At 69.3% G+C, this 13,771-nt stretch carries 12 protein-coding genes and 1 pseudogene; 9 read left to right on the top strand and 4 right to left on the bottom strand.

What is annotated here, in order from left to right:
• Nucleotides 1-54 precede the first annotated feature (54 nt).
• Complete coding sequence (locus A5678_RS21435) at nucleotides 55-615, top strand: NTP transferase domain-containing protein (RefSeq protein WP_068046436.1); 561 nt, start codon at nucleotides 55-57, stop codon at nucleotides 613-615.
• Here the strand turns inward: A5678_RS21435 and A5678_RS21430 are convergent.
• Nucleotides 612-2,060 (bottom strand): amino acid permease, encoded by a 1,449-nt coding sequence (locus A5678_RS21430; protein ID WP_068046433.1) that lies wholly within the window; start codon nucleotides 2,058-2,060, stop codon nucleotides 612-614. The two genes, A5678_RS21435 and A5678_RS21430, sit on opposite strands and share 4 nt — an antisense overlap.
• A 262-nt stretch (nucleotides 2,061-2,322) precedes the next feature.
• On the opposite strand from A5678_RS21430, the gene dnaK reads away from it, so the two are divergent.
• From dnaK to A5678_RS21410, 4 genes are read left to right on the top strand one after another with little or no spacing between them, the layout of a single operon-like run.
• A complete protein-coding gene (dnaK, locus tag A5678_RS21425) occupies nucleotides 2,323-4,182 on the top strand; it encodes a molecular chaperone DnaK (protein ID WP_068046429.1) in 1,860 nt (619 codons plus the stop codon).
• Nucleotides 4,179-4,823, top strand: coding sequence for a nucleotide exchange factor GrpE (gene grpE, locus A5678_RS21420; protein ID WP_068046426.1), 645 nt, complete (start codon nucleotides 4,179-4,181; stop codon nucleotides 4,821-4,823). The genes dnaK and grpE overlap by 4 nt, the downstream gene beginning before the upstream one ends.
• Before the next feature lie 53 nt (nucleotides 4,824-4,876).
• Entirely contained in the window at nucleotides 4,877-6,055 is a 1,179-nt protein-coding gene (dnaJ, locus tag A5678_RS21415; RefSeq protein ID WP_068046424.1) for a molecular chaperone DnaJ, read from the top strand.
• Nucleotides 6,055-6,441, top strand: coding sequence for a heat shock protein transcriptional repressor HspR (locus A5678_RS21410; protein ID WP_068046421.1), 387 nt, complete (start codon nucleotides 6,055-6,057; stop codon nucleotides 6,439-6,441). Before dnaJ ends, A5678_RS21410 begins: the two co-directional genes overlap by 1 nt.
• A gap of 1 nt (nucleotide 6,442) precedes the next feature.
• On the opposite strand, the gene A5678_RS21405 is transcribed toward A5678_RS21410, so the two are convergent.
• The 3 genes from A5678_RS21405 to A5678_RS21395 are packed head-to-tail and all read right to left on the bottom strand — an operon-like array spanning nucleotide 6,443 to nucleotide 8,953.
• Entirely contained in the window at nucleotides 6,443-7,333 is an 891-nt protein-coding gene (locus A5678_RS21405) for an aldose 1-epimerase (RefSeq protein WP_068046418.1), read from the bottom strand.
• 2 nt (nucleotides 7,334-7,335) lie between these two features.
• Entirely contained in the window at nucleotides 7,336-8,508 is a 1,173-nt protein-coding gene (locus A5678_RS21400; protein ID WP_068046415.1) for an FAD-binding oxidoreductase, read from the bottom strand.
• Between the two features lie 19 nt (nucleotides 8,509-8,527).
• Complete coding sequence (locus A5678_RS21395) at nucleotides 8,528-8,953, bottom strand: DUF3060 domain-containing protein (RefSeq protein WP_082945664.1); 426 nt, start codon at nucleotides 8,951-8,953, stop codon at nucleotides 8,528-8,530.
• 125 nt (nucleotides 8,954-9,078) lie between these two features.
• Here A5678_RS21395 and clpB point away from each other — a divergent pair, with 125 nt between their 5' ends.
• The 4 genes and pseudogenes from clpB to A5678_RS21375 form a co-directional block, all read left to right on the top strand.
• Nucleotides 9,079-11,625, top strand: a complete 2,547-nt coding sequence (gene clpB / locus A5678_RS21390) for an ATP-dependent chaperone ClpB (RefSeq protein ID WP_068046407.1) — start codon at nucleotides 9,079-9,081, stop codon at nucleotides 11,623-11,625.
• A gap of 113 nt (nucleotides 11,626-11,738) precedes the next feature.
• A complete protein-coding gene (ttfA, locus tag A5678_RS21385) occupies nucleotides 11,739-12,599 on the top strand; it encodes a trehalose monomycolate transport factor TtfA (protein ID WP_068046404.1) in 861 nt (286 codons plus the stop codon).
• Nucleotides 12,600-12,653: 54 nt separating this feature from the next.
• A complete protein-coding gene (locus A5678_RS21380) occupies nucleotides 12,654-13,427 on the top strand; it encodes an SDR family oxidoreductase (protein WP_068046512.1) in 774 nt (257 codons plus the stop codon).
• Nucleotides 13,414-13,771, top strand: a pseudogene (locus A5678_RS21375) (orotate phosphoribosyltransferase); the annotation flags it as partial. The gene A5678_RS21380 and the pseudogene A5678_RS21375, both read left to right, overlap by 14 nt.

Raw genomic sequence — 13,771 nt, 5'->3', positions numbered from 1 at the left:
GCGGTGCATAGCGAAGTTATCGCTATGGGAGAAGTGCAATGTCATCATAGGAGAGTGGGGTTACCGGAGTCGACCTCTCCACCGCACAGCGTCGGAGTCCTGCTGGCCGCGGGCGCAGGCAGGCGCTACGGCAAGCCGAAGGTGCTGGTCGAGGGCTGGCTCGACATCGCGGTCGACGCCCTGCGCACCGGGGGCTGCGCCGACGTCGTCGTCGTGTTGGGCGCCGCCCAAGTGCCCGCTCCGCCCGGGACCGTCGCGGTCACCGCGGCGCGGTGGCAAGACGGGCTGAGCGCCTCGGTGCGCACCGGTCTCGAGCAGGCCGACCGCATGGGCGCGGATTACGCCGCGGTGCACGTCATTGACACCCCCGACGTCGGTCCGGCCGTAGTGGCGCGGGTGCTCGGCCGCGCGGTCGCGTCGTCCAGCGGCCTTTCGCGCGCTGTCTTCGGCGGCCGCCCGGGCCACCCGGTGGTGATCGCGCGCCGGCACTGGCCCGAGGTCCTCTCGAGCATCTCCGGTGATCGCGGCGCCGGGGCGTACCTGCGCACCCGGCACGACGTCGAGCTCGTCGACTGCGCGGATCTCGCCGGCGGTCAGGACATCGACGAGCCCTAGGCCGCAGCGGGTGGGTCCGCGGCCGGCAGCGCGGCGTCTTCGGCGGCTGCCCGCACCCGGTGGCGGACGAGATACCAGCCGCCGATCAGACCGGGGATGCCGACGGCCATTGCGCCGAGCAACCACGGGCCCTGGACCTTGTCCAGCAACATCAGGACCAGGACGCCGGCCAGGAAGGCCAGCGTCAGGTAGCCGCTGTAGGGCGCCAGCGGCATCCGGAAGTGCGGCCGTTGCAACGTCCCGGCGCGGGCCAGCCGGTAGAACCGCAACTGGCTCGCCACGATCGTGCCCCAGGCCACCACGACGCCCACGGCGGCGATGTGGAGCACGATTTCGAACGCCTGGCTCGGTTTGACCGCGTTGAGCACGATGCCCAAGAGGCCGACAACGGCGGTGAGCAGGATCCCGCCGTAGGGCACGCCGTTCTTCGTCATGGGTGCGGTGAACTTCGGGCCGCTGCCGTTCATCGCCATCGACCGCAGGATGCGGCCGGTGGAGTACAGGCCGGCATTCAGGCTGGAGAGCGCGGCGGTGAGCACGACGAGGTTCATCACGCTGCCGGCCCCGCCGAACCCGACCTTGGAGAAGAACGTGACGAACGGGCTCACGTGGTCCCGGTAGGCGGTGTGCGGCAGCAGCAGCGCCAGCAGCACCGTCGACCCGATATAGAAGATGGCGATGCGAAACACCACGGAGTTGATCGCCCGCGGCATGATCTTGTGCGGATTCGCGGTCTCGCCGGCCGCGATGCCGACGAGTTCGACCGCGGCGTAGGCGAAGACGACCCCGGAGGTGACGAGCACCAGGGGCAGCAGGCCGGCGGGCAGGAGTCCGCCATGGCTGTCCCAGAGCGCCACACCGGGGTCATGACCGTCGACCTTGAAGCGGCCGACCAGGAAGACGGTGCCCACGACGAGGAACGTCACCAGCGCGAGCACCTTGATCAGCGAGGCCCAGAATTCCAGCTCGCCGAACAGCTTGACGGAGATCAGGTTCATCGCCAGCACCATGACCAACGCGATCAGCGCCAGCGTCCACTGCGGGACGGCCTGAAACGTCGTCCAGTAGTGGCAGTAGTGCGCGATCGCGGTGGTGTCCACGATCCCCGTCATCGCCCAGTTGACGAAGTACAGCCAGCCCGCGGCGAAAGCGGCCTTCTCGCCGAAGAATTCCCGGGCATAGGACACGAAGGACCCCGAGGACGGGCGGTACAGCACGAGTTCGCCGAGCGCGCGCAGGATCAAGAACACGAAGATGCCGCAGATCCCGTACACCAGGAAGAGCCCCGGTCCCGCCGACGCGAGCCTTCCCCCGGCGCCGAGGAAGAGACCCGTTCCGATGGCCCCGCCCAGGCCGATCATCTGTACCTGGCGGTTCGTGAGCCCCTTGTGATAGCCCGCGTCTTCGCGGGCGAGCCGCGCGGCGGCGCTGTCTAGCGGTGCCATCAAGCTCCTGCCGGGGGTGGCTCCAGGGAAAGCTCAGGCTAACCCATCCACGGGCCGAGCCGCTGCACTGTGCGGTCATGCCGCACTCGTTCGGCCCCCCCGGGAACAAGACGGCGGTGCGCGCCGTTAGCATGATCGACAAGTTGAGCGAACCAGACTCAATCCTGGGTTGACACCACGGTGCCGCCGAGAGCAGTCTTGAGCGGGGTTCACTCAGCATAGTGGCACCAAAGAAGGCTCTACTCAATCAGGAGGAATCACTATGGCTCGTGCGGTCGGTATCGACCTCGGGACCACCAACTCCGTCGTCGCAGTTCTCGAGGGCGGTGACCCCGTCGTCGTCGCAAACTCCGAGGGCTCACGGACGACCCCGTCCATCGTCGCGTTCGCGCGCAACGGCGAGGTGCTCGTCGGCCAGCCCGCCAAGAACCAGGCGGTGACGAACGTCGACCGCACCATCCGTTCGGTAAAGCGGCACATGGGCACCGACTGGTCCATCGAGATCGATGACAAGAAATACACCGCGCAGGAGATCAGCGCCCGGGTGCTGATGAAGCTGAAGCGCGACGCGGAGGCGTACCTGGGTGAGGACATCACCGACGCCGTCATCACCGTGCCGGCGTACTTCAACGACGCCCAGCGTCAGGCGACCAAGGAGGCCGGCCAGATCGCCGGCCTGAACGTGCTGCGCATCGTCAACGAGCCGACCGCGGCCGCGCTGGCCTACGGCCTGGACAAGGGCGAGAAGGAACAGACCATCCTGGTCTTCGACCTCGGTGGCGGAACGTTCGACGTCTCGCTGCTCGAGATCGGCGAGGGTGTGGTCGAGGTCCGTGCCACCAGCGGTGACAACCACCTCGGTGGCGACGACTGGGACGACCGGGTCGTCGATTGGCTCGTCGACAAGTTCAAGGGCACCAGCGGAATCGACCTGACCAAGGACAAGATGGCGATGCAGCGGCTGCGTGAGGCCGCCGAGAAGGCCAAGATCGAGCTCTCGAGTTCGCAGAGCACTTCGATCAACCTGCCCTACATCACCGTCGACGCGGACAAGAACCCGCTGTTCCTCGATGAGCAGCTGACCCGTGCCGAATTCCAGCGCATCACACAGGATCTGCTGGACCGGACCCGCCAGCCGTTCAAGTCGGTGATCTCCGACGCCGGCATCTCGGTCTCCGACATCGACCACGTCGTGCTCGTGGGTGGTTCCACCCGGATGCCCGCGGTGACCGAACTGGTCAAGGAGCTCACCGGCGGCAAGGAGCCCAACAAGGGCGTCAACCCCGACGAGGTAGTGGCCGTTGGTGCCGCGCTGCAGGCGGGTGTCCTCAAAGGTGAGGTGAAAGATGTTCTGCTGCTTGACGTTACGCCGCTGAGCCTGGGTATTGAGACCAAGGGTGGCGTGATGACCAAGCTCATCGAGCGCAACACCACCATCCCCACCAAGCGGTCGGAGACCTTCACCACGGCCGACGACAACCAGCCGTCGGTGCAGATCCAGGTCTACCAGGGTGAGCGCGAGATCGCTTCGCACAACAAGCTGCTCGGCTCCTTCGAGCTGACCGGCATCCCGCCGGCTCCGCGCGGTGTCCCGCAGATCGAGGTCACCTTCGACATCGACGCCAACGGCATCGTGCACGTCACGGCCAAGGACAAGGGCACCGGCAAGGAGAACACGATCAAGATCCAGGAGGGCTCCGGCCTGTCCAAGGAGGAGATCGACCGGATGATCAAGGACGCCGAGGCGCACGCCGAGGAGGACCGCCAGCGTCGCGAGGAGGCCGACGTTCGCAACCAGGCCGAATCGCTGGTCTACCAGACGGAGAAGTTCGTCAAGGACCAGCGCGAAGCCGAGGGCGGATCGAAGGTTCCCGAGGAGACGCTGTCCAAGGTCGACGGCGCCATCGCCGAGGCCAAGACGGCCCTGGGCGGCACCGACATCACCGCGATCAAGTCGGCGATGGAGAAGCTGGGCCAGGAGTCCCAGGCGCTCGGACAGGCGATCTACGAGGCCACTCAGGCCGCAGGTGGCGCGGAGGCCGGTGCAGCCGGCGGACCGTCGGGCTCGGCTGACGACGTCGTGGACGCGGAGGTGGTCGACGACGACCGGGAGTCCAAGTGACGGACGGCAATCAGGAACCGGTGACCGTCACCGACAAACGGCGGATCGACCCCGACACGGGTGAAGTGCGGCAGGCCCCTCCCGGCCCCCAACCAGAAGGGGCGCCGGGAGGGGGCACGTCCTCCGGAGAGTTTGCGGGCGAAACTCCCGAGGAGGCCGGCAAGGCCGCCGAATTGCTGGGCGACCTGCAACGCGTCCAGGCCGACTTCGCCAACTACCGCAAGCGTGCGTTGCGCGACCAGCAGGCCGCGGCGGACCGCGCCAAGGCCGCCGTCGTGAGCCAATTGCTGGGCGTGCTCGACGATCTCGAGCGGGCGCGCAAGCACGGCGATCTGGAGTCCGGCCCGCTGAAGTCGGTGGCCGACAAGCTGGACAGCGCCCTGACCGGACTCGGTCTGGTCGCGTTCGGCGAGGAAGGCGAGGACTTCGACCCGGTGCTGCACGAAGCCGTGCAGCACGAGGGCGGCGATGGTGACGGCGCCAAGCCGGTGATCGGCACGGTCATGCGGCAGGGTTACAAGCTGGGCGAGCAGGTCCTGCGGCACGCCTTGGTCGGTGTCGTCGACACCGTCCCGGACGAGGCCGCCGCCGCGGCGGACCCGGCCGAATCGGACGATAACCCCGGCGCGTCCGGTGAATAGACCACACAATCAGCGCAACAACAGAACAGAAAGGTGGGAGGGGGTGACGCGACATGGCCCAGCGAGAATGGGTCGAAAAGGACTTCTACAAGGAGCTGGGCGTCTCCTCTGACGCCAGTCCCGAAGAGATCAAACGCGCTTACCGGAAGCTGGCGCGCGACCTGCATCCGGACGCCAATCCCGACAACCCCGCCGCCGGTGAGCGATTCAAGGCGGTGTCAGAGGCGCACAACGTGTTGTCGGATCCGGCGAAGCGCAAGGAGTACGACGAAACCCGCCGCCTGTTCGCGGGCGGCGGGTTCGGCGGGCGCCGTTTCGACACCGGTGGTTTCGGCGGCTTCGGTGCCGGCGGTGACGGCGCGGAGTTCAACCTCAACGACTTGTTCGACGCCGCCGGCCGAAGCGGCGGCGCCAACATCGGTGACCTGTTCGGCGGCTTGTTCGGGCGCGGCGCCGGCGCCCGCCCCAGCCGGCCGCGCCGCGGCAACGACCTGGAGACCGAGACGCAGCTGGATTTCGTCGAGGCCGCCAAGGGCGTGGCGATGCCGTTGAGGCTGACCAGCCCGGCACCGTGCACGAATTGCCATGGCAGCGGCGCACGCCCGGGCACCAGCCCGAAGGTGTGCCCCACCTGCAACGGTTCCGGCGTGATCAACCGCAACCAGGGCGCGTTCGGCTTCTCCGAACCCTGCACCGATTGCCGGGGCAGCGGCTCGATCATCGAGCACCCCTGCGACGAGTGCAAGGGCACCGGGGTCACCACCCGCACCCGCACCATCAACGTGCGCATCCCGCCCGGCGTCGAGGACGGGCAGCGCATCCGGCTGCCCGGGCAGGGCGAGGCCGGGCTGCGCGGGGCGCCGTCGGGCGACCTGTACGTGACCGTGCATGTGCGCCCGGACAAGGTGTTCGGCCGCGACGGTGACGACCTCACCGTGACCGTACCGGTCAGCTTCACCGAATTAGCCTTGGGCTCAACGATTTCGGTGCCCACGCTGGACGGCAAGGTCGGCGTCCGGGTGCCCAAGGGGACCTCCGACGGCCGCATCCTGCGGGTGCGCGGGCGGGGCGTTCCCAAGCGCAGCGGCGGCAACGGGGACCTGCTGGTCACCGTGAAGGTTGCCGTGCCGCCGAACGTGGAAGGCGCCGCGGCCGAGGCGCTCGAGGCCTACGCGGCCGCCGAGCGGGCCAGTGGGTTCGACCCACGCGCAGGATGGGCAGGTAATCGCTGATGGCGAAGACTCCACGGGAAGAATCCCGGACGTTCCTGATCTCGGTAGCCGCCGAGCTGGCCGGCATGCACGCCCAGACGCTGCGCACCTACGACCGCCTTGGCCTGGTCAGCCCGCGCCGCACTTCCGGTGGGGGACGGCGTTATTCGGAGCGCGATGTCGACCTCCTGCGCGAGGTGCAGCGGCTGTCCCAGGACGAGGGCGTCAACCTCGCCGGCATCAAGCGCATCATCGAGCTGACCAACCACGTCGAGGCGTTGCAGGCGCGCGTGCAGGAGCTCACCGAGGAGCTCGCGCAGGTGCGCGCCGGCCAGCGCCGCGATCTGGCGGTGGTGCCCAAGAGCACCGCCGTGGTGGTGTGGCAGCCGCGCAGGACGCGCAGCTAGATCAGACCCGGATCGAAAACTCCGCGACCGCAGGCTCACCCGGCCGCGCCAACCGGTAGCCGCCGCGGCGCAGGGCGTCGGTCGGCGCGGTCATCGGCTCGAAGCACACGATTTCCTCGGCGGTCGGGGCGAAGATCTGCGTCACGGGATACCCCCGGTCGAAGTGCACCTCGAGCCGGCGCCCGCCACCCGAGACCGCGAACACCGCCCCCTCGGGCACCTGGTCGTAGGCGTCGTCGAAAGCCTTGTCGCCCAACGCCTCCTCGCGCGCCGGGGCCGCTTCGGACGCGCCGGTCGGTAGCCCCCGGTCGTCGAGCAACAGATGCCGCAGCGGCGGTGTGTGGATGACCCAGTCGGCGCGGGGCGCGTCCGGCAGGCGCAGGTAGGGGTGGAAGCCGAAGCACAGCGGGACGGCGCGAGCGCCGGTGGCGGTCACCGTGGTGCGCACCGTCAGCGTCCGCTCGGCCAGCCGCACCGCCACCGTCAGCACGTGCGGATACGGGAACGCGGCCAGCAACTGCGGGTCGGCGGCGAAATCCAGCTCGGCGGTCAACTCGTCGGCCGACTCGGCGGTCACCCGCCAGCCGGGGTAGCCCGCCAGCACGCCGTGAATCGGCAGCCCGTTGGGATCGGCACGGACCCGGTTTTCGCCCGGCGTCAGCGTCGTCGTCACGCCTTCGGCGGTATAGATGTTCTCGCCCAACCGATTCGCCCAGGGATACAGGATCGGGATGCCCATCGTCTTGCCCGCCGTCACATAGGCGTCCAGCCCGCGCCGTTGCCCGAGCAACTCGACGCCGGCATCGCTCAGCGAGGTGCCGATCATGCCGGCCTCGGGCACGAACTCCGCGGATACCGGCGATGCCGGGTCGCGCAGGGTGACGACGCGCATGCTTACCTCCACAGTGGGTCGTGCTGAATATGTTCCGGCGGAGCGCTTTTGGCGATCAGGGCGGCCTTGGTGGCCCGCACCATCGCCGGGCCGCCACAGATCAGGATCTGCCGGTCGCCCCACCCGCCGTATTTGGTCACCACCTCGGGGAGCCTGCCGGTCTGCCGCACGTGCAGGCCGCGCGGCGGCGTGACGTCGGGATAGTCGGCGGCCCACGCCGGGTTGGCGCTGTACTCCGAGACCGGCGAGACCGACAGCCACGGATTGTGGGACGCCACCTGCCACAGGGTGGGCAGGTCGTAGAGCTCGCAGCGGTAGCGGGCGCCGAAGAACAGGTGCACCCGTGGGTTCACCGCGTACCGGCTCAGGTCCATGATCAGCGCCCGCAGCGGGGCCAGGCCGGTGCTACCGGCGACCATCAGCACGTCGCCGCCGTCCCGGTCGACCCGCAGGCCGCCGTGCGGGCTGGACAGCCGCCACCGGTCGCCGGGCCGGGTCTCGTTGACGATGGCGGTGCTGACCAGGCCGCCGGGCACGACGCGGACGTGGAACTCGATGCCCCCGCCGGGATCGGCGGGGATCGCGGGCGACAGGTACCGCCAGCGGCGCGGGCATTGCGGGACGTGGACATTGACGTACTGGCCGGCGTGATAGTCCATCGGGCGGTCGAGCTGCAGCCGGACCACCGCAATGTCGCGGGAGACCCGCATGTGCTCGATGACGGTGCCGTCCCACCAGGCGGGCCCCTCCTCGGCGTCCGCGGCGCCGCGCATCACCCCGACGATCAGGTTGAGCGACTGGTTGGCCGCCTCGTCGACGGCGTCGGTCCAGGCATCGCCGAGGTACGTCCGCAACGTCGACAACAAGGCGCGCCGCAACGTGTCGTAATGCTGTGGCAGCACACCGTATTTGCGGTGGTCCCGGCCGAGCTGAGCCAGAAAGGCGACCGGTTCCTGAGCGCGCTGGGCGACGAGTTCGCCGTACACCCAGTGCAGGGCATGGGCGAAAGCGGTCCGCTGCCCGCCCATTTCGGGCGGGAACAGGTCGCGTACCGACACGTCGAGGCCGAACCAGTGCGTGTAGAACCGGTGGACGAGTTCGTTGTCGGAGCCCGAATCCTCCTGCGCGAAGGCGTCGCGCAGCACCCGCAACGCTTCTCGGTCCTCGAGCCCCACGGGGCCCGATTCTAGGCACTCAGCCCTGCTTGACGGTGTTGGTCGTTCCGGCGTTGACGACGTTCGGTGAGCCCCAGTGGAAGGTGACCGTGTTGCCGGTCCCGGAGGTGCTCACCGCGTCGGTGCTGTCGACCGCGACGCGGTTGCCCTGGCCCGAGACGCTCACGCTGGTGCAGTGACCGGTGACGGTGACGGTGTTCGTCTGGCCGCTGACCGACAGGTACCCACCATGACAGCTTATCGTCTTCGCCGTGCCGGTCCCGTTGACCTGCAACGTGCCCGATTCCGGGACCGTCGCCGACGAGCCGTCCCCGGCGAGGTCGGCGCGGAATCCGGCGACGGCGAGTCCCGCCAGCGCCACCCCGCCGACCACGATGGCCAGCCTGGAGGCGCCGGGGACCCGGCGGCCGTCGGCCCGCTCCTGGTGCTGTTCGGTCTGCGTCATCGCTCCGGGGGTACCCCGTGCGTCATATTGCCCAAAACTCGTTAGAGTTGAGCGGAACACACTCAACCTTGACGACGTTGAACAACGCGACAAGCATTTTCCCTACTTATGCGAACGGAGGCGTCGTGGACTCTTTCAACCCGACAACCAAGACGCAAGCGGCGCTGACCTCGGCGCTCCAGGCGGCCTCGGCCGCCGGTAACCCCGAGATCCGGCCCGCGCACCTGCTGATGGCCCTGCTCACGCAGGCCGACGGGATCGCGGGACCGCTGCTGGAGGCTGTCGGCGTCCAGCCCGCGACCATTCGCACCGAAGCCGAGCGTCTGGTCGAACGGCTGCCGCAGGCCAGCGGCGCCAGCTCGCAACCGCAGCTGTCGCGCGAATCGCTGGCCGCCATCACCACCGCCCAGCAACTGGCCACCGAGATGGACGACGAGTACGTCTCGACCGAGCACCTGCTGGTCGGCCTGGCCACCGGCGATTCCGACGTCGCCAAGCTGCTGACCGGCCACGGCGCGTCGCCGCAGGCCCTGCGCGACGGCTTCGTCAAGGTCCGCGGCAGCGCCCGCGTCACCAGCCCCGAACCGGAGGCCACCTATCAGGCGCTGGAGAAGTACTCCACCGACCTGACCGCCCGTGCGCGGGAAGGCAAGCTCGACCCGGTCATCGGTCGGGACAACGAGATCCGCCGCGTCGTGCAGGTGCTGTCGCGCCGCACCAAGAACAACCCGGTGCTGATCGGTGAGCCCGGCGTGGGTAAGACCGCGATCGTGGAGGGCCTGGCCCAGCGGATCGTGGCCGGCGACGTGCCGGAGAGCCTGCGCGACAAGACCGTCATCAGCCTGGACCTCGGCTCGATGGTGGCCGGGGCCAAGTACCGCGGCGAGTTCGAGGAGCGGCTGAAGGCCGTCCTCGACGACATCAAGAACTCCGCCGGGCAGATCATCACGTTCATCGACGAGCTGCACACCATCGTCGGCGCCGGCGCGACCGGCGAGGGCGCCATGGACGCCGGCAACATGATCAAGCCGATGCTGGCCCGTGGCGAGCTGCGGCTGGTCGGCGCGACCACGCTCGACGAATACCGCAAGTACATCGAGAAGGACGCCGCGCTGGAGCGGCGCTTCCAGCAGGTGCTGGTCGGCGAGCCGTCGGTGGAGGACACCGTCGGCATCCTGCGCGGCCTGAAGGACCGCTACGAGGTGCACCACGGTGTGCGCATCACCGACTCGGCGTTGGTCGCCGCGGCGACGCTGTCCGACCGCTACATCACCGCCCGCTTCCTGCCGGACAAGGCCATCGACCTGGTCGACGAGGCCGCCAGCCGGCTGAAGATGGAGATCGACTCCCGGCCCGTCGAGATCGACGAGGTCGAGCGCCTGGTGCGCCGCCTCGAGATCGAGGAGATGGCACTGGCCAAGGAGGAGGACGAGGCGTCCAAGGAGCGGCTGGAGAAGCTGCGCTCCGAGCTGGCCGACCAGAAGGAGAAGCTGTCCGAGCTGACCACCCGCTGGCAGAACGAGAAGAGCGCGATCGATGTGGTCCGCGAGCTCAAGGAACAGCTGGAGGCGCTGCGCGGGGAGTCCGAGCGCGCCGAGCGCGACGGCGACCTGGCCAAGGCCGCCGAGCTGCGGTACGGGCGCATCCCCGAGGTCGAGAAGAAACTCGATGCCGCGCTGCCCCAGGCGGAGGCCCGCGAGAACGTGATGCTCAAGGAGGAGGTTGGACCCGACGACATCGCCGACGTGGTGTCGGCGTGGACCGGCATCCCCGCCGGGCGGATGCTCGAGGGCGAGACCGCCAAGCTGCTGCGCATGGAGGACGAGCTGGGCAAGCGCGTCATCGGCCAGAAGAAGGCGGTGACGGCGGTGTCCGACGCGGTGCGGCGTTCGCGGGCCGGCGTCGCCGACCCCAACCGGCCGACGGGTTCGTTCATGTTCCTCGGGCCGACCGGTGTCGGTAAGACCGAGCTGGCCAAGGCGCTGGCGGAGTTCCTGTTCGACGACGAACGCGCGATGGTGCGCATCGACATGAGCGAGTACGGCGAGAAGCACTCGGTCGCCCGGCTCGTCGGCGCCCCGCCCGGGTACATCGGTTACGACCAGGGTGGTCAGCTGACCGAGGCGGTGCGGCGGCGGCCCTACACGGTGATCCTGTTCGACGAGATCGAGAAGGCGCACCCGGACGTGTTCGACGTGCTGCTGCAGGTGCTCGACGAGGGCCGGCTCACCGACGGGCAGGGCCGCACGGTCGACTTCCGCAACACCATCCTGATCCTGACGTCCAACCTCGGGTCGGGCGGCAGCGAGGAGCAGGTGATGGCCGCCGTGCGGTCGGCGTTCAAGCCGGAGTTCATCAACCGGCTCGACGACGTGATCATCTTCCATGGCCTCGAGCCCGGCGAGCTGGTGTCGATCGTCGACATCCAGCTGGCCCAGCTGCAGAAGCGGCTGGCGCAGCGTCGCCTCACCTTGGAGGTGTCGCTGCCGGCCAAGCAGTGGCTGGCCCAGCGCGGCTTCGACCCGGTCTACGGCGCGCGGCCGTTGCGCCGGCTGGTGCAGCAGGCCATCGGCGACCAGCTGGCCAAGCAGCTGCTGGCCGGCGACGTGCACGACGGCGACACCGTTCCGGTCAACGTCAGCCCGGACGGCGATTCGCTGATCCTGGGCTGATCCTCGCTGATCCTGAAGGGGACCGTCCCGAGGGGCGGGTGTTCCGTCCTGTAATTGGGTTGTGACCAGCCGGACTTCTTTATTCCGGCGGAAATGCAGATACCCTGTGTGGGATGGTCCCCCTCTGGTTCACGCTGTCCGCGCTGTGCTTCGTCGGCGCGGGCGTGTTGCTGTACGTCGATCTCGATCGACGCCGCGGACGCAGCAGGCGCCGCAGGTCGTGGGCGCGGTCGCACGGGTTCGACTACGAGCGTGAATCGGCCGACATCCTCAAGCGCTGGAAGCGCGGTGTGATCTCGACGGTCGGCGACATCGCCGCCGAGAACGTCGTGTTGGGTCAGATCCGCGGCGAGGCGGTGTACATCTTCGACCTCGAGGAAGTCGCCACCGTGATCGCGCTGCACCGCAAGGTGGGCACCAACGTCGTGGTGGATCTGCGGCTCAAGGGGCTGAAAGAGCCACGGGAGAGCGACATCTGGCTGCTGGGTGCGATCGGCCCGCGGATGGTGTACTCCACCAACCTGGACGCCGCGCGGCGCGCCTGCGACCGCCGCATGGTCACCTTCGCGCACACCGCGCCGGACTGCGCCGAGATCATGTGGAACGAGCAGAACTGGACGCTGGTCGCCATGCCCATCACCAGCACCCGCACCCAGTGGGACGAGGGCCTGCGCACCGTGCGGCAGTTCAACGACCTGTTGCGGGTGCTGCCGCCGCTGCCCGAGGAAACCCAGCAGGAGGCGGGCGCGCCCGCGGGGCCGCGCAACGCGGCGCCGAGCCGACCGCTGGCCCCCGCCGGCCGCGCGGAGTTGCCGCCCCGGCGCGCGCAGCAGGACGCCTCCGGGCTGCTGGGTGAGGCGCCTCCGCGCCGGCCGGCCGAGCCGATCCGCCGGGAGCAGCGCGGGCCGGACGCCGTTCGGCGCCCGCCGCCGGCCGGCCGCAACGGCCACCAGGCCACCAACTATCAGCACTGACGGCGCGCCGGGCGCCGGGTGGGCGGCGGTGCCGCCGTCATTAGGATGTCGCTCATGCCTCGTCCCGTCGCGCTGATCACCGGGCCCACGTCCGGGATCGGCGCCGGGTTCGCGCGACGCTATGCGAGCGACGGCTACGACCTGGTCCTGGTCGCCCGCGACGTCGACCGGCTGCACGAACTGGCGGGCGAGTTGGAGGGTCGGGCCGGCAGCGTCGAGGTGCTGCCCGCCGACCTGGCCGACCCCGCCGGCCGCGACAAGGTCTGCGAACGCGTGGCCCAGGGCGTCCGCGTCCTGGTGAACAACGCCGGGGTGGGCACCTCGGGCGACTTCTGGGCGACCGACCCCGCGCTGCTGCAAGCCCAGCTCGACGTCAACGTCACCGCTGTCATGCACCTCACCCGCGCGGCCCTGCCGGCCATGCTCGACGCCGGCGCCGGCACGGTCATCAACATCGCCAGCGTCGCCGGGCTGGTGCCGGGACGCGGGTCGACCTACTCGGCGTCCAAGGCGTGGGTGATCTCGTTCAGCGAGGGCCTGTCCGTCGGCCTGCAGGGCACCGGCGTGGGCGTGCACGCCGTGTGTCCGGGCTACGTGCGCACCGAATTTCACGCCCGGGCCGGGATCGACATGGCCAAGTCGCCGTCGTTCATGTGGCTCGAGGTCGACGACGTGGTAAACCAGGGCCTGGCCGACGTCGCCCGCGGCAAGGTGATCAGCATCCCGGGCATGCAGTACAAGGCGATCATCGCCGCCGAGCGGGTGGTCCCGCGGGCGCTGATGCGGGCCGTGATCAAGCGGATCGGCGGTGGCCGTGGCCGCACCTGAGTCGTCGTTGCGCGCGGAGCTGGCCGAGCTGGTGCGCCGGCTGTCGGTGGTACACGGCCGGGTCACGCTGTCGTCGGGCAAGGAGGCCGACTACTACGTCGACCTGCGCCGCGCCACCCTGCATCACCGGGCCTCGGCCTTGATCGGCACGCTGATGCGCGACCTCACCAGCGACTGGGACTACGCGGTGGTCGGCGGGCTGACCCTGGGCGCCGACCCGGTGGCCACGGCCATCATGCACGCGCCGGGCCGTCCGATCGACGCGTTCGTGGTGCTGGTGTCCGCGACGACCAGCACCCGCTTACCGGACACCTCGGATCCCTCGATAAGGCGTTGCAGCCCAT

The organism is Mycobacterium sp. E2733, from assembly GCF_001667585.1.
Lineage (GTDB): Bacteria > Actinomycetota > Actinomycetes > Mycobacteriales > Mycobacteriaceae > Mycobacterium.
This window is presented reverse-complemented; position numbering and strand designations above follow the sequence as displayed.

Bases quoted from the DNA above. Each gene is read 5' to 3' on its own strand.
- A5678_RS21430 (WP_068046433.1), bottom strand. From the start codon at position 2,060: ATGGCACCGCTAGACAGCGCCGCCGCGCGGCTCGCCCGCGAAGACGCG.
- dnaK (WP_068046429.1), top strand. From the start codon at position 2,323: ATGGCTCGTGCGGTCGGTATCGACCTCGGGACCACCAACTCCGTCGTC.
- dnaJ (WP_068046424.1), top strand. From the start codon at position 4,877: ATGGCCCAGCGAGAATGGGTCGAAAAGGACTTCTACAAGGAGCTGGGC.
- A5678_RS21410 (WP_068046421.1), top strand. From the start codon at position 6,055: ATGGCGAAGACTCCACGGGAAGAATCCCGGACGTTCCTGATCTCGGTA.
- A5678_RS21405 (WP_068046418.1), bottom strand. From the start codon at position 7,333: ATGCGCGTCGTCACCCTGCGCGACCCGGCATCGCCGGTATCCGCGGAG.
- A5678_RS21395 (WP_082945664.1), bottom strand. From the start codon at position 8,953: ATGACGCAGACCGAACAGCACCAGGAGCGGGCCGACGGCCGCCGGGTC.
- ttfA (WP_068046404.1), top strand. From the start codon at position 11,739: ATGGTCCCCCTCTGGTTCACGCTGTCCGCGCTGTGCTTCGTCGGCGCG.
- A5678_RS21380 (WP_068046512.1), top strand. From the start codon at position 12,654: ATGCCTCGTCCCGTCGCGCTGATCACCGGGCCCACGTCCGGGATCGGC.